Source organism: Mesorhizobium sp. M0317, assembly GCF_040321555.1.
Classification (GTDB): domain Bacteria; phylum Pseudomonadota; class Alphaproteobacteria; order Rhizobiales; family Rhizobiaceae; genus Mesorhizobium.
Genome location: NZ_JAMYRV010000067.1, coordinates 1 through 22215, shown reverse-complemented (window position 1 = coordinate 22215; position 22215 = coordinate 1). Strand labels below are relative to the sequence as shown.

19 protein-coding genes and 1 tRNA gene are annotated in these 22215 nt (G+C 63.2%); 15 read left to right on the top strand and 5 right to left on the bottom strand.

The features are described from left to right. Window positions 1-99: 99 nt before the first annotated feature. A complete protein-coding gene (locus NKI88_RS30240) occupies window positions 100-1443 on the bottom strand; it encodes a Ppx/GppA phosphatase family protein (protein ID WP_352659055.1) in 1344 nt (447 codons plus the stop codon). Window positions 1444-1792: 349 nt separating this feature from the next. On the opposite strand from NKI88_RS30240, the gene NKI88_RS30235 reads away from it, so the two are divergent. The 9 genes from NKI88_RS30235 to NKI88_RS30195 all read left to right on the top strand — a co-directional run bounded on the left by NKI88_RS30235 (window position 1793) and on the right by NKI88_RS30195 (window position 11991). Then, window positions 1793-2740: a lysylphosphatidylglycerol synthase domain-containing protein gene (locus NKI88_RS30235; RefSeq protein WP_023747698.1), complete on the top strand. Its 948-nt coding sequence runs from the start codon at window positions 1793-1795 to the stop codon at window positions 2738-2740. A 147-nt stretch (window positions 2741-2887) separates the two neighbouring features. Beyond that, window positions 2888-2961 (top strand) — tRNA-Gln (locus NKI88_RS30230). Between the two features lie 9 nt (window positions 2962-2970). Then, window positions 2971-3603, top strand: coding sequence for a hypothetical protein (locus NKI88_RS30225; RefSeq protein WP_352537653.1), 633 nt, complete (start codon window positions 2971-2973; stop codon window positions 3601-3603). A 204-nt stretch (window positions 3604-3807) separates the two neighbouring features. Beyond that, on the top strand, window positions 3808-3984 hold the full coding sequence (locus NKI88_RS30220) for a hypothetical protein (RefSeq protein WP_352659052.1): 177 nt from the start codon (window positions 3808-3810) through the stop codon (window positions 3982-3984). Window positions 3985-4263: 279 nt separating this feature from the next. Then, the gene (locus NKI88_RS30215; RefSeq protein WP_023682882.1) at window positions 4264-4767 is read left to right on the top strand and encodes a hypothetical protein; all 504 of its coding nucleotides are present in this window, start codon (window positions 4264-4266) and stop codon (window positions 4765-4767) included. Window positions 4768-5058: 291 nt separating this feature from the next. Then, window positions 5059-8400, top strand: coding sequence for a M10 family metallopeptidase C-terminal domain-containing protein (locus NKI88_RS30210; protein WP_352659050.1), 3342 nt, complete (start codon window positions 5059-5061; stop codon window positions 8398-8400). Window positions 8401-8474: 74 nt separating this feature from the next. Then, complete coding sequence (locus tag NKI88_RS30205) at window positions 8475-8912, top strand: hypothetical protein (protein WP_352659048.1); 438 nt, start codon at window positions 8475-8477, stop codon at window positions 8910-8912. Between the two features lie 35 nt (window positions 8913-8947). Next, on the top strand, window positions 8948-10684 hold the full coding sequence (locus tag NKI88_RS30200) for a type I secretion system permease/ATPase (RefSeq protein ID WP_352659046.1): 1737 nt from the start codon (window positions 8948-8950) through the stop codon (window positions 10682-10684). Further along, window positions 10681-11991, top strand: coding sequence for an HlyD family type I secretion periplasmic adaptor subunit (locus tag NKI88_RS30195; protein ID WP_352659044.1), 1311 nt, complete (start codon window positions 10681-10683; stop codon window positions 11989-11991). Before NKI88_RS30200 ends, NKI88_RS30195 begins: the two co-directional genes overlap by 4 nt. Before the next feature lie 62 nt (window positions 11992-12053). Here NKI88_RS30195 and NKI88_RS30190 read toward each other — a convergent pair whose 3' ends face one another. The 3 genes from NKI88_RS30190 to NKI88_RS30180 all read right to left on the bottom strand — a co-directional run bounded on the left by NKI88_RS30190 (window position 12054) and on the right by NKI88_RS30180 (window position 14478). Further along, a complete protein-coding gene (locus tag NKI88_RS30190) occupies window positions 12054-13487 on the bottom strand; it encodes an aldehyde dehydrogenase family protein (RefSeq protein ID WP_352659042.1) in 1434 nt (477 codons plus the stop codon). Between the two features lie 122 nt (window positions 13488-13609). Next, window positions 13610-13993 (bottom strand): ACT domain-containing protein, encoded by a 384-nt coding sequence (locus NKI88_RS30185; protein ID WP_023700600.1) that lies wholly within the window; start codon window positions 13991-13993, stop codon window positions 13610-13612. Between the two features lie 23 nt (window positions 13994-14016). Continuing rightward, a complete protein-coding gene (locus NKI88_RS30180; protein WP_352659040.1) occupies window positions 14017-14478 on the bottom strand; it encodes a GNAT family N-acetyltransferase in 462 nt (153 codons plus the stop codon). Between the two features lie 394 nt (window positions 14479-14872). On the opposite strand from NKI88_RS30180, the gene NKI88_RS30175 reads away from it, so the two are divergent. Beyond that, a complete protein-coding gene (locus NKI88_RS30175) occupies window positions 14873-15907 on the top strand; it encodes a YeiH family protein (RefSeq protein ID WP_502909507.1) in 1035 nt (344 codons plus the stop codon). Here NKI88_RS30175 and msrC read toward each other — a convergent pair. Continuing rightward, window positions 15904-16401 carry a free L-methionine (R)-S-oxide reductase MsrC gene (gene msrC, locus NKI88_RS30170; RefSeq protein WP_023689662.1) on the bottom strand — a complete coding sequence of 166 codons (498 nt, stop codon included), beginning with the start codon at window positions 16399-16401 and terminating at the stop codon, window positions 15904-15906. The two genes, NKI88_RS30175 and msrC, sit on opposite strands and share 4 nt — an antisense overlap. A 183-nt stretch (window positions 16402-16584) precedes the next feature. Between msrC and NKI88_RS30165 the strand changes: the two genes are divergently transcribed. The 5 genes from NKI88_RS30165 to NKI88_RS30145 all read left to right on the top strand — a co-directional run. Beyond that, a complete protein-coding gene (locus NKI88_RS30165) occupies window positions 16585-17481 on the top strand; it encodes a GlxA family transcriptional regulator (RefSeq protein WP_245270993.1) in 897 nt (298 codons plus the stop codon). Between the two features lie 324 nt (window positions 17482-17805). After that, window positions 17806-19110, top strand: coding sequence for a M24 family metallopeptidase (locus tag NKI88_RS30160; protein ID WP_023753700.1), 1305 nt, complete (start codon window positions 17806-17808; stop codon window positions 19108-19110). 313 nt (window positions 19111-19423) lie between these two features. Next, a complete protein-coding gene (locus NKI88_RS30155; RefSeq protein ID WP_352659035.1) occupies window positions 19424-20101 on the top strand; it encodes an isochorismatase family protein in 678 nt (225 codons plus the stop codon). 3 nt (window positions 20102-20104) lie between these two features. Further along, on the top strand, window positions 20105-21091 hold the full coding sequence (locus NKI88_RS30150) for an alpha/beta hydrolase (RefSeq protein ID WP_352659033.1): 987 nt from the start codon (window positions 20105-20107) through the stop codon (window positions 21089-21091). Between the two features lie 417 nt (window positions 21092-21508). Next, on the top strand, window positions 21509-22215 hold a 707-nt coding region (locus NKI88_RS30145), incomplete at its 3' end, for an ABC transporter substrate-binding protein (protein WP_352659031.1).

Here is a 22215-nt window from a genome sequence, read left to right as displayed (position 1 = left end):
GCATCTGGGCGCGCCCTTCCTTACCCGCGCGTTGGGGGGTTGGGGTGGGGCGCCCCGCGCGAGGGTGTGGGGGTCGACCGTTCACCAAAGCAATGCGGATCATGCTCGGCCCCGCCCACTGTTGCGCCAGACGCCGTCATCGGCCATCAGCTCGCTCAAAATGCCTTCGCGCAGACCACGGTCGGCGACGCGCAGCCGCTCCGACGGCCACACCGCACGGATCGCTTCAAGAATAGCACAGCCGGCCAGCACAAGATCGGCGCGGTCCGTACCGATGCACGGGTTGGCGCAGCGCTGCTGGAAGTCCCAGCCGACCAGTTTTTCGACCATGCGGTCGACGCTGTCGCGGTCCATCCACAGCCCATCGACGCGGCGGCGATCGTAGCGTTCGAGGTCGAGATGGACGCCGGCCAGCGTCGTCACCGTGCCTGATGTGCCCAGCAGATGGAATTTCGGGCTGGTCAGCACGTGGCTCAACCGGTCGCGGCCGTCGAAGGATTTTAGCCGCACCGCGACATCGTCGACCATCGCGGCAAAGATCTCGCGCGTCACCGTGCGGCCGCCAAAACGCTCGGCCAGCGAGACGACGCCGACCGGCAGCGACGTCCACGACACGATGTGGTTGGCAAGCCGTGGCGAGCGCTGGCCGGTGAGGTCGATCAGCGCGATTTCGGACGAGCCACCGCCAATGTCGAACAGCACCACGCCTTGCGTGTCGCGCTCGACCAGCGAGCCGCAGCCGGATACAGCAAGCCGCGCCTCGGTCTGGCGATCGATGATTTCCAGCTTCAACCCCGCCTCTCGTTCGACGCGCTGCAGGAATTCCACGCCATTGTCGGCGGTGCGGCAAGCCTCGGTGGCGATCAGCCGGGCTTTCCTGATCTTGCGGTTGCGCAATTTGTCGCCGCAGATTTTCAGCGCCTCGACGGCGCGGTCCATCGCCGCCTGGCTAAGGTGCCCATTGGCGGTCAGCCCCTCGCCCAGCCTGACGATGCGCGAGAAGGCGTCGATGACGCGGAACTGGCCATGGCGCTGCGGCACCGCGACCAAAAGCCGGCAATTGTTGGTGCCGAGATCGAGCGCGGCAAACACCGGCAGTTCCTGCATCGGCGGACGATGCATTGGCTGTTCCGGTCGGGATTGTGGGGCCGAGGGCAAAGGCACGGGCGCTGGAGCGGCCGGGCCGACGGAGGCCGGCGCACCGACCGCCGCGGCCGTTGCGAGAGGGCTGTCGTCGCGCGCAAAAACCTTGCGCCCACGCCGGCGCTTGCGCCGCTTTCTCGCCTTGCCGCGCTGATGCTGGGCGTCGCCGGCCTGTCCGTTACCGGACTGAGGCCCCGCCTGGCGGGGCCGCCCGGCGGATGGGCTTGGCCCGCCTGACGGCGGCGAAGCCCTGGACACGCCCACTTCCGGCGCGCCAGCGCCGGTGTCGTGGTCTTCCACTTCAGTTCCTTCCGGCGCCGCGCGAACCGGAAAACCGGACGCAGCAGGCGCTTCAATCTTTTAAGTTGCCGCCAGAGTAGCAGCGCCGGACCGGATCACCAAGAGCAAGGGCTCAATTTTTGCTGGCTGCGTCCTGCCAGATCCCCGCTGCTTTGCAGCGTCCCGGCGTTCGCTAGCCTTTCATCGTGCCGCTGGCACGACGAATTCGCCGTTGGCGAACCGGCTGCTCACCCTTGCCGGTTGAATAGCCGGCTTCGATGAGGCATTTCTGAAATGAGGGGGAATTGGTGAATCGCAGACGTTTTAACGCCCGCCTGGGCGATGGGCAGCAACGCATGACGACAACTCCATGAATTGGGGGGCCACGAATTGGAAGCGCTATCTGTGGCCGGTCATCGGTGTCGCGGCGGTCATCGGGTCGCTGTTGTTGCTGTGGCATGAGTTGCGCGGCATCTCGATCGACGATGTCTGGGACGGCATATCCGCCATCCCGACGCGCGGCTGGATGCTTGCGGCACTGAGCTCGGTGGTCGCCTATGCCTCGCTCGCCGGCTACGACCACATCGCGCTCTTGCATATCGGCAGACGAGTGTCGTGGCTGTTCGTCACCTTCTGCTCCTTCACCACCTACGCGCTGTCGCACAATATCGGCGGCTCGGTGTTTTCGGGCGCCGTGATCCGCTACCGCGCCTACGGCACCAGGGGGCTGACCGGCCAGGATGTCGGCATTCTGGTGGCGATCTGCTGGATCACCTTCGTGCTCTCCAGCATTCTGGTCGGCGGCCTGGTGCTGGTTTTCGAGCCTGCAATCATCGACCGCTTTTCCGGCGCCCCGCACCACGGCCTGGCGATCGCCGCCGGCATCGCTTTGCTGATCCTGGTCGGCGCCTACATCTTCGGCAGTTGGCTGCATCTGAAGCCGCTGAAAATCGCCGGCTTCCAGTTGCACTATCCGGCGCTGCCGATCGTGGCGCGGCAATTGCTGATCGGCCCGATCGAGCTTCTGGCAGCAGCGGCGATCATCTTCTTTGCCCTGCCCGTTGCCGGCAATCCCGGCTATTTCGTCATCCTCGGCGTGTTCCTGGTGTCGTTCTCGGTTGCGCAGATCTCGCACGCGCCGGGCGGGCTCGGCGTGTTCGAGGTCGTGTTCCTCGCCGGACTGTCTGATATGGACCCGGTCGGCGTGCTGGCGGCACTTCTGGTGTTCCGGCTGTTCTACCTGATCATCCCGCTGCTGATCGCGCTCGGCGTGGTGCTGTTCTTCGAGCATTCGCAATACAGCCGGACAGAGAGCTGAGGATCATTGGGTGCGGCGCGCCACCCGGGCGTAATTGCCCCTATGAAACGCTGTGATTGAAACGCAGCTTAGGCTTGACTATTTTCCGGCGGCGGCTACAAGGCACGCGCGGCTGCTTCGGCGGCCCACCAGCGCGACAGCGCCTGCTGGGGAATAGGTTAACGGTAGACCCACGGACTCTGACTCCGTTAGTCCTGGTTCGAATCCAGGTTCCCCAGCCAAGGCACGTCATGCCCACTGACAGCCAGTACATCCTCGAACGCATCCGCCAAGGATGCGTGGAGTTGTCCGAAGACGAGTTCGTCATCGACAGGCTGGTCAAATATGTCGGCAATGGCAGGATCCGCTGGCATGTCGAATTGCGTGGGCACCGCATCGAACTGACGACCGGCCAGATCAAGAAGCAGCCGACCTTTCGCAGGAAAATCCTCGAACAGGCTGGCGTTCTGCCGCCGCAGCGTACCGGTGCCGACTACCGGCGATGGGCACTCGATCTGAGGCGAAATGCCATCGAGCTTCCCTGGCGCGACAGGCCGGTCGATGCGGGTTTTGCCATCGACCGGCTGACCAGCCATGGGGATGGGCGCTGGACGGTGGAATACCAGGGCAAGGCGATAAAGTTCACGACGACCAAACTGCGCCGGCAACTCAGTTTCCGCAAACGCATGCTGGCCAAGGCCAAGGTGCTGCCGCCCGAACTGGCCCCAGCCGCTTATCGAAAGTGGATGGACTGGCTTATTCAAAACGCCACTGAGGCGGCACCACAGGCCGGCGAAATCTTGATGACGGAGAAAAGCTGGCTGGACGACCTGCCGGAGCTGGCCGGCTGGCAAGATGAGGCGCCGCCGGAAGGGACCGACTAGGGCAGCGACAGCATCTCCCATAAGGATTTATCCGCATTTTAACTAATGTAGATCATTCCTTTCGGATTGTGTTCTCCCGGCTTTTGGACAGAGCAGAATGGTCGATTTCGTGGACAAGGATGACGTTCCAGCACCCGGCCCGCCCAAACGCTGGCGCGCAATAGCTTTGGCGGCACTCCAGATCGTCCCGCCGGTCATTTCATCATGGCCGGCTATTTCACCTATGTGACCTCGCACAACAAGCCGCCTGCAGACATGGCGGCGCTGGCCGTGTCGATCATGAAATCGGGCGATGCTTCTCCAGAACTGCGCGATTGGGCAGCTGGCGTTCTGGGGATACAGACCGATATCGGAATGCCTGCCAAAACTGCCCAGCAATAACAGCCTACCAGGCCTGATATTCCTCCGGCAGGAGTTTGGTTGGGCCCAAGCCAGCGGCCGGCGCCGCTCATCCAAGAGATTGCCTGAGGAGGCGCCGGCCAGGCGGGCATTGGGGTACCCGCCGACGCTACATTAGCATTGGTGCATAGATGCGATATGGCGCGAACGCGGAAGGTCGGCAGCCGCGGCACTACAGCAATTTTTCCCAAGACCCGGGCCCGCAACGCTGCAAGGGTTGTGGCGCCCAGCGTTTCCGCGAGGCTTGCCCTGGAGACAATCATGACGACGTTTCTCACCGCTCTCGCATCCGAAGGTCCGCCAGCCGACCGGGCGAAAGACATGGACCTCTATGGATGGTTGATTGGCAGCTGGGACATGGAGACGGTTCACCACCGCAACGACGGCACAATCCAGAAATCGGATGGCGAGTGTCACTTTGGCTGGGTGCTCGAAGGCCGCGCCATTCAGGACATCTGGATCAGGCCCAGGCGCCCTGCCCCGTCCACCATGTATGGCACGACCTTGCGCGTCTTCGATCCCGGGATCGGTGGCTGGCACATTATCTGGAGCGATCCGCTCAACCAGGATTACTCGCGCCAGATCGGGCGGGCCGAAGGCAAGGACATCGTCCAGATGGGCGCCGACTCGCGCGGCCTGCAGGCGCGGTGGCGGTTCACCGAGATCACCGCCGCCAGCTTTCACTGGATCGGTGAGGAGAGACGAGCGGAGAGCGACCCCTGGCGCGTGACATATGAACATTTCGCGCGCCGGACGGGTTCCTGAAGCACGCTTGCGCATTCAGCCCCTCGTGCCTACGGGCGAGGTACGACCATAGATTAGCGATAGCTCAATTAACACCAAACCAGTATCTCAAAACCCGCCGGTACAAGCGCGCCCAAGAACCTTCATATGTACCGAGCGCGAACTGAGGCTAGACAAGTGAAGATTCCAATAGCATTGTTGGCACTGGGACGGGGCTCGACCGGCAAGCGCAGAGGATGCTTGTCGGTGGTTGGCAACAGCTAAACCGTACGGCCGTAATTGCCACGGCTGCGAGACCAAGGAGTCCCAAGGATGCCGAACCCAAGCCAAACCAGCGATCAATGGTGGGTCAACGACCAGACGCCGGACAACCCGTACGGCAAAAGCGAAGATTACGGGGCCTTCCTCACCTACCTTGGAGCGCTGGACCGGTCGATAACGCCGGCGATCGCGGCGGGAACGCTGAGGATCAATGTCTCCGAGCTCAATGACCATCCCGAATACAAGGCCGCCGCGATCGGCGCCTTGCAGATGTGGGCCAGTGTCACCCCTTTGAAGTTCGAAATCGTCGACAATGCACCATACAACAGCGCAACGGACTGGATGCAGGTTGTCAGCCCCGAACTGGGCGAAGAGGACGACGGCAGCGCCTATTCCAACGACCGCTATGTCAGCATCGGCCAGCGTTTCCACGACACCGAGGTCAACAAGACGGATATTGGCGGCTATGTCTTCGATTCCTTCATCCATGAATTCGGTCATGAGTTCGGCCTGAACCACCCCGGGCTCTACAATTACAGCGGCCCCGGCGGCGTACAGATCAATTATCTGAACAATGCGACCTGGACCTACGACCGTCAGCAATACAGCGTCATGTCCTATTTCGACGGGATCGATGTCGGTGAAACCAGCCGCTGGTCGGCGTCAACGCCGATGATGGCCGACATCGAGGCAGTCATCCGCCGCTTTTTCTCCACCGTCGACGAGAACGGCGTGCGCACCTATCAGCATATCGACCTCAACACGGGCGACAACGTCTACGGCTTCGGCAGTGCCGTGGACGGCTACCGGCTGACCTCCTCGGGCATGCAGCACGATATCGGTTTTGTCATCCATGACACCGGAGGAACCGACACGATCGACTTCTCCGGCTCGACGGCCGGTACGATCCTCGATTTGCGCGCCGGACAGTTCTCCAGCGTCAACGGCCACAGCAACAATGTGTCGATCTTTGCCGGGCACAACGCCGACGGCACCGACTATTACATCGAGAACGGCATCGGCAGCAGCTATGACGACGTCCTGATCGGCAATGACGGAGCCAACGTGCTGGATGGCCGCGGCGGCGGCGACCGCATGGCCGGCAATGGCGGCGACGACACCTACTTCGTCGATTCCCTCGACGACATCGTGCGCGAGGAAGCGAATGGCGGGAATGACACGGTCGTTCTGCTGAACAGGAACTTGAATATCCGGAAAATCGCCAACGTCGAACACATCATCTACGCCGACGAGTCGACACTCCAGCCTGGAGACGGCGGCACCGAAACCGCACCGACCATCGGCGACAACACGATGACCAGCGTCATCTTCGGCGACAATGGCAACAATACGCTCGACGGCGGCGCCGGCGACGACACGATCTTCGGCCAGGGCGGCGATGACCTCATCATCGGCGGCCGCGACTCGCTCGCCAGCCGCGACATCAACAACACCATCGATGTCGCCGACCTTCCAGACCAGACCGAGAGCGACGACGGCAATGACACGCTCTATGGCGGCCGCGGCAACGATACGATCCTCGGCGGCCAAGGCAACGACATCCTCGACGGCGGCGACGGCGACGATACGCTGAGCGGCCAGGATGGCGTCGATATATTCCGGGGCGGCGCCGGCGTCGACACGGTCGACTTCAGCAAGGAGAGCCCCTTCCAACTGCTCGTCAACCTCGAGACGAACGTGGCCAGCGGCGGAACCGCCACGGGCGACACCTTCTACAGCATCGAGAACCTGATCGGCTCCGATGACCGCATCGACCGTTTCATCGGTACGTCGGCGGCAAATCATTTCTGGGGCCGGGGCGGCGGCGACTATTTCAACGGCGGCGGCGGCAACGACATACTGGATGGCGGCAATGACGGCGACATCCTGTACGGTGAAGCCGGCAACGACACAATCATCGGCGGCGCCGGCCAGGACTATCTGGATGGCGGCGCCGGCATCGATACGGTCGTCTACGAAGGCAGCTCCGCCGGCGTGACGATCGACCTCGCCAATGGCACGGCCAATGGCGGCGATGGCGATGGCCCGGTGCAGATCGTCGGGCGCGGCACCGTTATCCGGCACGACATCCTGGTCGGCTTCGAAAACGCCGTCGGGACGTTCTTCGACGACCATCTCATCGGCAACGCCCAGGCCAACAAACTTTCCGGCGGCGCCGGCAACGACACGCTGACCGGCGGCGGCGGCGCCGACACGTTGAATGGCGGCGCCGGCAGCGACACGGCGGACTACGCCGACGCGAGCAGCGGGCAAAACCTCAAGCTGGGTGGCGGCAAATCCGGCGGCGACACCTATATCTCGATCGAAAATCTGGCTGGTTCGGGCTTCAACGATCACCTGACGGGCGACAATGCTGCCAATGTGCTGACAGGCCAGGGCGGCGCCGACAAGATCGACGGCGGTGGCGGCGATGACACCCTGCTCGGCGATTTCGCCTATCAGGGCGATGCTCCGCCACGCCCGGGCATGGGCACCGGCTACGCCACGCTCGGACCGGACGCGACCAACAATTCGGTCTCGACCGCCTTCGACATCTCGAACAACTTCTCGCTTACGGCCGACCCCGACATCTTCGATTCGACGACCACCCTTCACACCACCGTCAATGCCACCGGAAACGGCCTCGGCGGATATTACAGCATCAACCTGGCCGCCGGCACGATCATCACCATCGACATCGATGGCATTGCCGACCCCAATGTCCATGACAGCATCGTCAGGGTGCTGGACAGCGATGGCAATATCGTCGCCCAGAACGACGATGGCGGCAACGACCCCGGCTCCAACAACGGCCGCGATTCGAGCACCAGCTTCATCGTTCAGGAAACCGGAACCTACTATATTGTGGAGGGCGAATGGTCGGACTCGGCTCCTGGCGATGGCTGGGTCGAATCCGTGCCGGAGGGCTCGACTTACAAGCTGAACGTGTCGGTCGAATTCCCGCCGGCACCAGCTCAGCCGGGCGTTGCGGGCGCCGATACGCTCAACGGCGGCGGCGGCAGCGACCTTTTGGATGGCGGGCTGGCTGCCGATACGCTGACCGGCGGCGCCGGCGACGACTATTTCCGCTTCTCGACAGAACTCGGGAACGGCAATATCGACTGGATCAAGGACTTCAAGGTCGCCGACGATACGATCCTGCTGGACAACCTCATCTTTGCCAGCGTTGGCGGCGACGGCGCCCTCGCTTTGGGCTCATTCTACAAGAGCGCAGCCGGCGCTGCTCATGATGCCGACGACCGCATCATCTACGACACCGACAGTGGAATATTGTCTTACGACGCCGATGGTTCCGGACAGGGAGCGGCCGTTCAGTTTGCACACCTGAACACAAATCTGGATCTTTCGGCTGCAGACTTCATTGTCATCTAACGCGTTGCCGGGGGAGGGGTGCCGTCAGGCTCCCCTCCCGCATACCCCAGCGCAGTGAAAAGGGAGAGGACGCGATGACCGACCGCCGCACAGTGTTAATGGCCGCCGGAGTTGCGGCAGTCGCCGCGGCCACCGGGGCAGCGGCAGCGCAATCGCCAGATATTCGCGCGCCAGATATTCGCGCAACAGATATTCGCGCAACAGATATTCGCGGCGCCGTCACCTTTGTGGGCGGCAAGGCTATCCCGGAAGGTCATCTTGAGATCTATCTTGAGGATCCCGCCATTCAGGACAGTGGGCGACGCCGCGCCGCCAAAACCAGCCTCAAGAGCGAGGGCGGCTCAAAGACCATAGAATTTTCCTTGCCCCTGCCCGCAAGCTCGACCGCTTCACCAACGCTGCAGGTCGTTGCGCGCCTGGAGCGTGCGGACGGCTGGCTGGTGGCGCGGGGCAGCGCGCAGTTCCAGGCCGGCTTGCCCGTCCATGTCACACTCAAGGCAGTTATCTATTGAAGGGACGAGATGCCATATCCTGATTGCGAGCCTGCATGCAGCTGACGCCATCGACGCCGCTTACGCTGGTCGGAATCCTGGCGTCCTTTCGACGTGCGTTTTCGGGCATCGTCCTGATGAGCGGGGTCGTCAACGTGCTGACCCTGACCGGCTCGTTCTTCATGTTGCAAGTCTATGACCGCGTCGTTCCGGGTCGCAGCGTGCCGACGCTGGTCGGCCTGGCGGTGCTTGCGGGAACATTGTTCGTGTTTCAGGGAGTGCTGGAGCTGATCCGCTCTCGCCTCATGGTGCGGCTGGGACAGGGGTTGGACGCAAAGCTGAGCCCGTCGGTCTATTCGGCGCTGATGCGCCTGCCGCTGCGCGCCAAGCCTTCCGGCGACGGGCTGCAACCCCTACGGGATCTCGATCAGGTCCGCTCCTTTATCGGCAGTGCCGGACCGACCGCTTTGTTCGACCTGCCATGGATGCCGCTCTATATCGGCATCTGTTTCATTTTTCATTTCTGGATCGGCGTTACCGCGCTTGCCGGCGCCGTTGTCCTGTTTGCACTGACGCTTCTGGCCGAATTCCGGACCCGCGGCCCGACAAGGATCGCCGGACAGCACGCAGCCGTCCGCAGCACGTTGGCCGAGGCGACAAGGCGCAATGCCGAAGCCATGCAGGCCATGGGTTTTGGCGGGCGTATCGCCGAGCGGTGGTCTGCCGTCAATGCCGAGTACCTGAACGCCCATGCGGCGGCCAGCGATGTCGCGGGAACGCTTGGCACGATTTCCAAGATCCTGCGGTTGATGCTGCAATCGGCAATGCTGGCGATCGGCGCTTATCTGGTCATCAAGCAAGAGGCGACCGGCGGCATCATGATCGCAAGCTCGATCATGATGGGCAGGGCGCTGGCTCCGATCGAACTGGCGATAGCGCATTGGAAGGGTTTCATTTCGGCGCGGCAAAGCTGGGCACGCCTGAAGCAGCTTCTGTCCGCGCTGCCGGAAGGCGCAACCGGCGTGACCCTGCCCGCGCCTGTCAGCGCGCTGGCGGTCGAGAATGTCAGTGTCGCGCCGCCGGGCGAACGCACGCCGGTGGTGTGGGATGCAAGTTTTTCACTGGCCAGGGGAGCAGGCCTGGGGGTCATCGGCCCGAGTGCTTCCGGCAAATCATCGCTGGTGCGTACGCTTGCAGGTGTCTGGCTGCCGGCGCGCGGCGCCGTGCGGCTGGACGGCGCGACGCTTGACCAGTGGCCGGCCGACGAGTTGGGCAAACATATCGGCTACCTGCCGCAGGATGTGCAGTTGTTCGACGGCACGATTGCGCAGAACATCGCCCGCTTCGACCCGGATGCGTCATCCGACATGGTGCTTGCGGCAGCCAAGGCCGCCGGCGTGCATGATCTCGTCGTGCATCTGGCCGACGGTTACGACACGAAGGTTGGCGAAGCCGGCGCCTCGCTGTCGGCGGGGCAACGCCAGCGTGTCGCGCTGGCGCGCTCTCTTTATGGCGATCCGTTCATGGTCATCCTGGACGAGCCGAATTCCAATCTCGACTCGGAGGGTGAAGTGGCCTTGTCCGCAGCGATCCAGGGCATCAGGGACCGCGGCGGCATCGTTATCGTCGTCGCGCACCGGTCCAGTGTGCTGGCCAATGTCGATACGGTGCTGGTGATGGCCAATGGCCATGTGCAGGCCTTCGGTCCGAAGGACGAGGTGCTGAACAAGGTCTTCCGATCGGCAGCGCCGCTCAAGGTCGTTGCCGCCACGGAGCGAGGCGTTCCGGCATGAGCGAGGACAGAAGCGCTTTGCATCATCGGCAGGTCCGCCGCTATCTCGTGGCTGGCGTTGCTACCTGTCTGCTGCTTGTCGGAGGTGTTGGCGGCCTGGCGGCAGTGACCAGGATGTCGGGTGCGGTGATCGCAGCTGGCCGGCTGGTGGTCGATTCCAATGTAAAGAAAGTTCAGCATCCGACGGGCGGCGTGGTCGGCGAGATCAGGGTGCGTGAAGGCGACCGGGTCAAGGCGGGCGATATTCTGGTGCGGCTGGATGAAACGACAACACGCGCCAATCTGGCGATCGTCTCAAAAGGTCTGGATGAGTTTTATGCACGGTTGGCGCGCCTGGAGGCGGAGCGTGACGGCAAGGACACGATCAGCTTTCCGGACGTTTTGACATCGCGGCGCGACGAAGCCGGTGTCGCCGCATCCATGGCCGGAGAACAATCGCTGTTCGATTTCCGGCACCAGGCGCGGTCTGGCCAGCGATCGCAATTGCGCGAACGGATCGCGCAGTTGAAGCAGGAGAGTGCCGGCCTGACCGAGCAGCTGCAGGCGAAACGCCGCGAGATCGAGCTGATCCAGATCGAGCTGGAAGGTGTGCGGTCGCTCTGGCATCGCAAGCTGATAGGAATCGACCGCATGACGTCGCTGGAACGGGACGCGGTGCGGCTCGAAGGCGAGCATGGCCAGTTGACCGCGGGAATTGCCCAGGTGAAAGGCAAGGCGTCCGAGATCGAACTGCAGATCATCCAGATCGACCAGGATCTTCGCAGCGAGGTCGCGACCGATTTACGCGATACCCAGGGAAAGATCTCCGAGTTCGTCGAACGCAAGGTAGCGGCCGAGGACCAGTTGAAGCGCATCGATCTGCGCAGCCCGCAGGATGGCGTGGTGCTGCAGTTGGCCGTGCATACGATCGGCGGGGTGATCACGCCCGGCGAACAGGTGATGCAGATCGTACCGGTGACGGACGACCTGACCGTTGAAGCGCATATCGCACCGCAGGATATCGACCAGGTGACGATGGGCCAGAATGCGATTTTGCGCCTGTCGGCGTTCAATCGGCAAACCACGCCGGAGCTGACCGGGACGCTGTCGCGGATCTCGGCCGATCTCACCATCGAAGAGCGCACCGGAGCAGCCTTCTATGTGGCGCGGGTGACGCTACCGAAAACGGAGGTCGCCAAGCTGCGCGGGCTGGCGCTGGCGCCGGGCATGCCGGCCGAAGTGTTCTTCCCGACGGGCGACCGGACGATGCTTTCCTATCTGGTGAAGCCGCTGTCGGATCAGATCCAGAAAGCTTTCCGGGAAGAGTGAAGCCGCACCTTTGAGAGCTGAAGCCTCGAGACCGGCTGGTTGCCGGTCCCCAAGGGTTAGGCCTACTCCGCCGCCTCGTAGCCGGCGATGCCCTTGATCTCGAGGAAATCCTCCAGCCCGTATTCGGCGTATTCGCGGCCGTTGCCGGATTGCTTGTAGCCGCCGAATGGCAGGCCGGCGTCCCATTGCGGATAGTTGATGTAGACATTGCCGGTGCGCATGCGGGCGGCGACTTCGCGGGCCTTCTGGATGTCCTTGGCCTGGATGTAGGACGCCAGCCCATAGACAGTGTCGTTGGCGGTGCCGATCGCCTCTTCCACTGTGTCATACGGCATGATCGCCAGCACCGGTCCGAAGATTTCCTCGCGTGCGATGCGCATGTCTGATGTGACATCGCCGAACACGGTCGGGCGGACATAGTAGCCGCGGTTGAGTTCGGCCGGACGGCCGGGGCCACCGGCAACGAGCGTCGCGCCTTCATCTATGCCGGCCTGGATCAGGTCCTGGATCTTGTCGAACTGGATCTGGCTGACCACCGGGCCGAGCTTGGTACCGGCCGCATCGGCCGGGCCGACGGTGAACTTTTCCGCCGTGGTCCTGGCATAGCCGGTGGCTTCGTCGTGGCGGTCGCGCGGCACGAACATGCGGGTCGGCGCATTGCAGGACTGGCCCGAGTTGCTGAAGCAGCCGGCGACGCCCTTGCTGACGGCCTTTTCCAGGTCGACATCGGGGAACAGGATGTTGGCCGACTTGCCGCCGAGCTCCTGATGCACGCGCTTGACCGTCTCGGCGGCCGCCTTGGCAACCAGGATGCCGGCGCGGGTCGAACCGGTGAACGACATCATGTAGACATCGGGATGGCTGGACAGCGCCTGGCCGACGCCCGGGCCGTCGCCATTGACGAGGTTGAAGGCGCCCTTGGGAACGCCGGCCTCGTCGATGATTTCGGCAAAGATGATGGCGTCGAGCGGCGCGATTTCCGAGGGCTTCAGCACCATGGTGCAGCCGGCGGCGAGCGCAGGACCGACCTTGCAGGTGATCTGGTTCAGCGGCCAGTTCCACGGCGTGATCAGGCCGACGACCCCGATCGGCTCCTTGACGATCAGCGACGAGCCCTTGACTTGGCGAAATTCGAACGACTTCAGCACCTCGGCCATCTTCCGCAGATGTGCCAGGCCGATGCCGACCTGGCTGTCGAGTGCCATCTGGCGCGGCGCGCCCATCTCGCGCGATACGGCCAGCGCCAGATCGGCGCTGCGCTTCTTGTAGACCTCGATTATGCGGTTGAGGATATCCAGGCGCTCCTCGACCGAAGTGAAGCCGAATGTCTCAAAGGCGCGCTTGGCGGCCGCAACCGCCTTGTCGACATCGGCCTTTGAGCCGAGCGAAATCTGCGCGAAAGCATCTTCGTTTGACGGGTCGATGACGTCGAGTGTGCTGGGCACGACAGGATCGACCCACACGCCGTCGATATAGAACTGCAGATTGTGTGACACGGGCTTCTCCTCGGGGGATTTCTGAATTGATGGGGGGCGATCGCCGGATCGTCGTATCGGTTCAGGAATAGCGATGGGGCAAGAGCGATGTCAAACGCAAGGGCGGGCGATTGAGCCTACGGCTACAGAAGCGTGTGCCCCGCCGCGACCAGAAGCCCCCTTGCCGCGGCTTCATCCTTGGCTTTGACGAGCAGATGGTCACCATCGAAGGTGGATACCAGAAAAATGCCGAGTTCGTTTTCCGACAATGGTTTTATCACCGACAGGACGATGCCTGTTTCGTCGAAGGCAAAGGGACCTTGGAGTTTCAGGGCGACCCAGTCCCTGTCATGCTTCACCCCGTCCGGCACCCGATCCTGCAGGCAGACAACCGAAAGCTCGTCGTCGGTCCTGGTAATGCTGACGAAGCCCGGCCCGTCCGCCCAGCCGGGAATGCTGTCTTTTGCTTCGAGGCGCGAAACGGCATACCGCCCCGAGAGCGGCTTCAACCGGACCCTGACTGCCATCCGATCCTCCCTGTTATCGGCCATTACCCCAGTTTCTTGCTCATATAGACCGTGATGCCGTTCATGAACGGCTCCTCCCGGTCGATCGTATAGCCATGCCGTTTGTACAACAACATATTGGCCATGAAGGCGCCATTGGTCAGCAGGCGCAGCTCGAAGCAACTGGCCTCTAGCGCCTTCTGCTCCGCCCGTTCCAGCAGCAGCCGGCCGATTCCCCTGCCCTGCGCCTCTGGCGCGACGCAGACATTCTCGATCCAGAGATGATCGTCGGCCAGCATGGTCTCGATCATGCCGACGATGCGGCCATTTTCGATGGCGAGATCGAACGGATGTTCGGCGACCGCCTTGTCATAGTCGGCGCGCATCGGCAGCGGCTCGCGGCCGATCAGAGGCACCCATTTGGCATAGGCGGCACGCACAATGTCCTTGATGGCAGCAGCGTCCGCCGGTTGGGCCGGCCGAAACAGGATGGAAGAATTGGACATGGCAAAGGCTCCAGACATGAAAACCCCGCCGGCAGACGTCGCGGGCGGGGCTGGAACGAACGAACCGATTTAGTGTGCCGGTCTTTGTCGTTGCGCCTTGCCGCTCCGCACTGTGCAGAGGCGACGTCGCTGGGCGATGGCGAGCGAGAAAATGGACATGACGCCACGCTGGAGTGCAAGACGCAGAGCGTCAAGCTGCATAACCCAGCCAGTCATCGTGTTTGCATGGCACAGGCAAGATTGAAGGCATTGCCGACCGTTCACAAAAATCGATCATTTCAACAAAAACAATTCGTTGGAAAGATCGATTCTGCAATGACATTCTCCTGAGGTACTTGCGTGGAGAATTGCATTGTCTTCCGCCGCCCAGCTAGCGAACGATATTCCGATCAGCATGATTTCCGCCGATCTGGCCGTGGGCCGGAAGCGGCTCGGTTCCGTGTGGAATGGCGTCATCCCCGGGATCGTGCTGGTGGCGATGATTACGGGGGTGGCCTTCTCGGCCCATAATGTCTCCGGCTTCGCGCTGTTCAGCCCGATGATCCTCGCCGTCGTCGCCGGCCTGATCTATTCCAACGTGCTCGGCACGCCCGCCCACGCCAAGGCCGGCATTGCATTCTCGCAGAAGCGCCTGCTGCGCTTTGCCATCGTGCTGCTCGGCTTTCAGCTGACGCTCGGCCAGGTCGTCTCCATCGGCGCCGGCGGCGTCGGCATCGTGGCGCTGACCCTTGGAGCGACCTTCGTCTTCACCATTACGCTTGGCCGGCTGATCGGCGTCGACGCCAAGCTGGCGCAGCTGATTGCCGCCGGCACCTCGATCTGCGGCGCTTCGGCGATCGTTGCCACCAACATCGTCACCGATGCGCGCGACGAGGACGTCACTTATGCCGTCGCCTCGATCACGCTGTTCGGCACCGTCGCCATGCTCGGCTTTCCGCTGCTGGCGCCGGTGCTCGGCCTCGACCAGCACGCATTCGGCCTGTGGGCCGGCGCCTCGATCCACGAGGTGGCACAGGTCATCGGCGCCGGCTTCCAGAACGGCGCCCAGTCCGGCGAGATCGCCACCGTCGCCAAGCTGACCCGCGTCGCCCTGCTGGCGCCGATGGTCATCGCGCTCGGCCTGATGGCGCGCCGCAAGAGCAATGGCGATCGCCCAAGCGACCAATCCGGTGCGCGGCCGCCGATGCCGTGGTTCGTCGCCGCTTTCACCGCCGTCGTGGCGCTGAACAGCCTGGTTGCCGTGCCGGCCGAAGTGAAGTCGGCCATGGCGTTCGCCACCACCATCATGCTGACCATGGGGCTCGCCGCCATGGGTCTGCAGGCCAACATTTCGCAGCTGCGCTCGCGCGGCCTTCGCCCGCTGGCGCTCGCCTCCTGCGCCTTCCTGTTCATCGGCTGCTTCAGCCTGATGCTGGTGAAGTTCGCTTAGTCCTCGAACGAACTCGCCGCGACATAGATCGCGGCAAGCGCCTCGATGCCGGCCTGGTCGTCCTTGTCGAAGCGGCCGGGCGTCGGGCTGTCGAGGTCGATCAGGCCGAAGACGCCGTCATTGTCCCTCAGCAGCACGACGAGTTCCGAGCGCGAGTCGGCGTCGCAAGCGATGTGGCCGGCAAATTCATGCACATCCTTGACCAGCATCGACATTTCGAGATCGATGGCGGTGCCGCACACGCCCTTGCCGACGGCGATGCGCACGCAGGCCGGCTTGCCCTGGAACGGTCCAAGCACCAGCTCCTCGTCCGACGCCAGGAAATAGAAGCCGGCCCAGTTGAGATCGGGCACCATCTGGAAGATCAGCGCCGATGTGTTGGCGGCGTTAGCGACGGAGTCGCTCTCGCCTTCCAGCAGCGCCTTCAACTGGGTGGCCAGTTCGCGGTAGAAGGCCGGCTTGTCGGTGCTGTCGATGGTCTGGGCCGCAAACATGGCGTCGTCTCCATTGCCGGCGGGCCAAAAAGCCCGCTACATTTCCTGTCTGCCACCAATGACGCTCCCAGGAAATACACAATTGTGAATACCGACCGTGCCAGCCAAACACACGACCGGGCGCAACCCGCAGCGAGCGAAGGTCCCCTCACCTTCGCCGTTCTGGTCTTTCCCGGCTTTCCGATGATGGCGTTCAGTTCGGTGATCGAGCCGCTGCGCGCCGCCAATGTGCTGGCCAAACGCGATTGTTACCGCTGGGTGATCGTCGGCGCCGACCAGGGAACCGTCGAGGCGTCCAACGGGGTTGTCATACAACCGGGATTCTCAGCCTCCAGCGCACCGAAGGTCGACCGCATCGTCGTCTGCTCCGGCGGCAATGCGGACTTGCTTGTCGCGGACGATGCGGTTGCCTGGATCCGCAGGAGCCTGCGCGCCGGCGCCCATATCGGCGCGGTGGCCGACGCCGCCTTCTTCCTCGCCAGGGCCGGCTTGCTCGACGGCCATGCTTGCACCTTGCACTGGACCAGCCAGGCGGCCTTCACGGAGGCCTTCCCGGATATCGAGCTTCGGCGCGATCTCTATGTCATCGACCGCAAACGCTTCACCTCGGCCGGTGGCGTCGGCAGCCTCGACATGATGCTGGAGATCATCACCAACGATTATGGCGGCGAGCTCGCGGCGGGCGTTGCCGAATGGTTCGTGCACAGCCCCTTGCGTTCGAGCGTCGACCGCAAGCTGATGCCGCTCAGGCTGCGCACCGGCGTCCAGAACGAACTGGTGCTGTCGGCCATTGCCATCATGGAGGATGCGGTGGAAGAGCGGCTTGGCATGACGGAACTGGCGGCCCGTCTCGGCGTCTCCTCCGACAAGCTGGAGCGCAATTTCCGCGCCCAGCTCAGCATTTCGCCCAATGGATATTACCGGCGGCTCCGGCTGCGGCGCGCCGCCGACCTGTTGGCCCATTCGACGCTGATGGTGCGAGACGTGGCGCTGGCCTGCGGCTTCGCGTCGATGTCGAGTTTTGCCAGGGCTTTTCGCGAAGAGCATGGCCACGCGCCGAAGGCGATGCGGCGGCATTAGAGGGCGCTGCGCGCTAACGCGGTGAGATGCTGGCGGGACAGCGCCCCCCTCTGTCCTGCCGGACATCTCCCCCACACGGGGGGAGATCAGATGTCGCCTCGGCTTTCGCCAATCACCAACGTTGCAGGACGAGCGGGACGCGAAAGCTGCTAATCTCCCTCCTTGTGGGGGAGATGTCCGGCAGGACAGAGGGGGGCGCGAAGGATCGCAACATTGCCCTTTGTATCCATGCCCTTCTTGCGGTATTTCGCACGACATCTGCGGATTCTCGCACAGACATTCTGCGGTTCGTAGCTATGTTCAGGCCTTCAGGAGGCGCACCCAATGAGCATCGTCGTTTTCGACCCCGACAGCACCGAGGATGTGGATTTCAAGGACCGCATGCGCCACCCGGTTGCGGCTGACTCGGCCGGTGGCATGTGGCTGTCGGACACCGAGCCGTCCTTCATCGATGCCGACGCGCTGCGCAAGGGTCGGCTGGCGAAACTGCGCGGCTGGATGCGCGAGGCGGGCTATGGCGGCGTCGTTTTGTTCGACCCCTACAACCAGCGCTATGCCACCGGCTCGCGCAACATGTTCGGCTATTTCCTGCGCAACTCGACGCGGTATTTCTTCATCCCGACCGACGGGCCGATCGTGCTGTTCGAATACCCGCAGAGCTACCATGTCTCGATGGTGCTCGACACGATCGACGAGGCGCGCCCGTCCAAGCTGGTATGGTCTTCGGTGTCGGGCCGCGACGACGAAACCGCCGGCCCCTTCGCCGACGAGATCGCCGAGCTTTTGAAGAAACATGGCGGCGGCTCGATGAAGCTCGGGCTCGACCGCTGCAGCCATTTGCAGGCGCTGGCGCTGGAAAAGCGCGGCTGCGACGTCAGGGATTGTCAGGGCGAAATCCTGGCGGTGCGCGCGGTGAAAACACCCGAGGAAGTCAAATGCCTGCAGGTGTCGATGGCTGGCGCGGAAGCCGCTGTTTATGCCGTGCGCGAGGCGATCAAGCCCGGCGTCTCCGAAAACGAGCTGTTCGCCATCATGTATGGCGAGGTGATCCGCCAGGGCGGCGAGTTTATCGAGACGCGGTTGCTCACCTCGGGACAGCGCACCAATCCGTGGTTCAACGAGGCCAGCGGCCGCAAGATCCGGCCGGGCGAGCTTCTGGCGCTCGATACCGACACGATCGGCTGCTATGGCTATTATTCCGATTTTTCGCGCACCTTCCGCTGCGGGCCGGGCAAGCCGACCGGCTATCAGAAATCGCTTTACCGCATGGCACACGACCAGGTTCAGCACAACATTTCGATCGTCAGGCCGGGCATGGCGTTTCGCGAAATCGCCGAAAAGGCGTGGAAAATCCCGGACCGTTTCGTCGACCAGCGCTATACCTCGGTGATGCACGGCGTTGGCATGCATGGCGAGACGCCATTCATTGCGCACGCCATGGACTATGAAACCTATGGCCGCGACGGCATTATCGTGCCCGGCATGGTGGTGAGCGTGGAAAGCTATATCGGCGAGAAAGGCGGACGCGAGGGCGTCAAGCTGGAAGACGAGATCCTGATCACCGACACCGGCACCGAGCTTCTGTCGCGCTTTCCCTACGAGGATGAGTTTCTGGAGAAGCAGGTTTGATGGTCGTTTCGCATCCCTTGGCAACCAGCGCGAACGCCAATCCCGTCGTCATCCTAGGGCGAAGCAAGGAGCGCAGCGACGCGGCGCAGACCTTAGGATCCATGCCGGGACTCCTCCGCGCCGCAACAGTGCAAGTTTTGCTCCGCCGCACTCTCCGGCTAGCGTCACGGCATGGATCCTCGGGTCTCCGCGACGGAGCTTCGCTCCTGCTTCGCCCGTGGATGACGAAGGTGGGGAGGCACCGGCCAATCAGCACTGTTTGCGCCACTTCGCTGAACGGAATGGCGTCGGTCGCGAACCCAGGCCCGTCCATATGAAAAGCCCGATCTCGATCAAACGCGGCACGGTCGCCGCGGCGTTCGTCGACCTCCAGGAAGAGCATCGGCAGGACAAGCGCTATCTGGTCGAAGGTTTTGGCGAGGTGCTGGCCAACGTCCAGCGCCTGCAGGCGGCGGCGCGGCGCAACTTCGTGCCGCTCTATCACTGGGCCTATGTCGTCGATACCGCCAAAGCGCGTCCGTTCCATCCGCTCGACGCCGACGGCAAGTCCGCCTTTTCCGACAAGACCGATCCGCTGACCGAGATTTGCCATGAGGTGGCGCCTGCGGCCGGCGAGACGATGCTGGTCAAGACGCAGGCCAGCGCCTTCGGCGCCGGACCTGCCGCAACCGAACTCAACGCGCGCGGCATCGAATGGCTGATCGTCGCCGGCGTCTGGACCGAGGCCTGCATCGACGCCACCGTGAAGGACGCGATCGCATCCGGCTTTCGTGTGCTTCTGGTCAAGGATGCCTGCGGCAGCGGCAGTGCCGCTATGCACCAGACTGCCATCCTCAACCTTGCCAACCGGCTCTATGGCGGCGCCGTCACCAACACGATAGACGCGTGCCGGCTGATGGCGGGCGATACCGTCGATGCATGGCGGGTCGAGGGCTCGGTGCCGCTGCGCTTCACCTTTGAAAACGCCGAACGGCTCTACGGCGAGCTCTGAGAGATGGGCACGATCCACAAGCTCAAGACCGCCAGGCGGGGGAAATACGCCACCCTGCTCGACCCGGCGCTGTGGGAGTATATCGACCTGGTCAATGACTGGTTCCCGCCAGAAACCGCCGAACTTCCGATCGCCGAGCAAAGGTCGGTCTATGATGCGATGTGCCGCGCCTTCCATCAGGGTTATCCCAAGGGGGTTTCGGCCAGCGACGGCATCATCGCCGCCGATGAAGGACACGCCATCCCGATCCGCTACTACCGGATGGCGGGCAAGCCCGTGCGCGCCGTCATCCTCTATTATCATGGCGGCGGCTTTGTGCTTGGCGGGCTCGACAGCCATGACGACATCTGCGCCGAAATCTGCGCCGGCACCGGCTTCGACGTTGTCTCGGTCGACTACCGGTTGGCACCGGAACATCCCCACCCGGGCGCCTTCGACGACGCGCTGACCGCGTTCGGATGGGCGGCGGTGACAACGGACCTGCCGATCGTGCTCGTCGGCGAAAGCGCCGGCGGCAACCTTGCCGCCGCGGTCGCACACGCGTCTCGCCGCCACCTGCGCCGGGCGGTCGGCCAGGTGCTGGTCTATCCCGGTCTCGGCGGCGACGAGAGTGCCGGTTCCTATGTCGAACATGACGACGCACCGCTGCTGACGCTGCGCGACATCGCGTTCTACCGCACCATTCGCTCCGTCCCGGCACAGTCGCCCGACGACCCGACTTTTTCGCCGCTGAGCGACAATGACTTCTCCGGCCTGCCGCCGACTGTCATCATCACCGCCCAATGCGATCCGCTGTCATCGGACGGCGAGACCTATCGCGACCGCATCGTTGCGGCAGGCGGCCGCGCCTGGTGGTATGAGGAGCCCCGCCTCGTGCACAGTTTTCTGCGCGCCCGCAAAAGTGTTCCGCGCGCCGGCGAGGCGTTCGTGTGCACGCTTGCAGCCATCGCCGCCGTCGCCGTGCTCGACAAGAACGACTGGCCATATTGAGGCGGCGAAGCGCTGATCTCCCCCTCATGGGGGTTGAGGAGTGGTCCGCGTAGCGGATGGAAAGCCAATTGCTTGGCTTTCCGAACGACGAAAGCCGGCAGGCCAGAGGGGGGCGCGAAGGATCGCGGCCCTTCAATATCCTAAATCAACGCAACGATTATCTGCGATGATACTCCAGTCGGCAGACGGGATGGCGGGACAGCGCCCCCCTCTGTCCTGCCGGACATCTCCCCCACAACAAGGGGGGAGATTGGCCATCTACCACTGCGGAGCAGTGCACAAGAATTGCGGAAAAGCGAACATTTCCCGGTGTCCGCCCGCTTTATCATCACCTGCTCAGGCAACGGCGCCTCGGCGATCGCGTCCGCCCCCAGCGGAGGCGGACCGTCGGGGCGCCCAACAAAAGAGGGAACGACGATGAAATTCATGCTGACCGACCGCAATTTGCACCCGCAGGCCAAACCCGTTGCCGATGATTTCAGGAAAGGCGGCGTCAACCGGCGCGAATATCTCACCATCATGGCCGGCTTCGGCGTCAGCGCGGCCGGAGCACTGGCATTGGGCGGCCTCAGCGCGTCGCCCGCCCGGGCCGAGGAGCCGAAGCGCGGCGGCACCTTGCGCGTCGCCATGAACGTCAAGGGCTTCAAGGATCCACGTACTTTCGACGGCGTCGAAATGTCCAATGTAGCGCGCCATTGCAACGAATATCTGGTGCGCTGGAACCGCGACTTCACCTTCGAGCCGTGGCTGCTCGAAAGCTGGGAAACCAGCGACGACGCCAGGACGCTGACGCTGCATGTGCGCAAGGGCATCGCCTGGTCGAACGGCGACACCTTCAACGCCGACGACGTCATCCACAATCTCACCCGCTGGTGCGATGCTTCCGTCGCCGGCAATTCGGTCGCCGCGCGCATGGGCGCGCTGGTCAATGCCGACACCAAGACGCCGGTCGATGGCGGCATCGAGAAGGTCGACGATTTCACCGTAAAGCTCAATCTGCCGAAACCCGACATTTCGCTGATCGCAGGGATGGCCGACTATCCCGCGCTGATCATGCACCGCTCCTATGAGGGCGGCGACGATCCGATGAAGGCGCTCGCAGTCACCACCGGCCCTTGCGAACT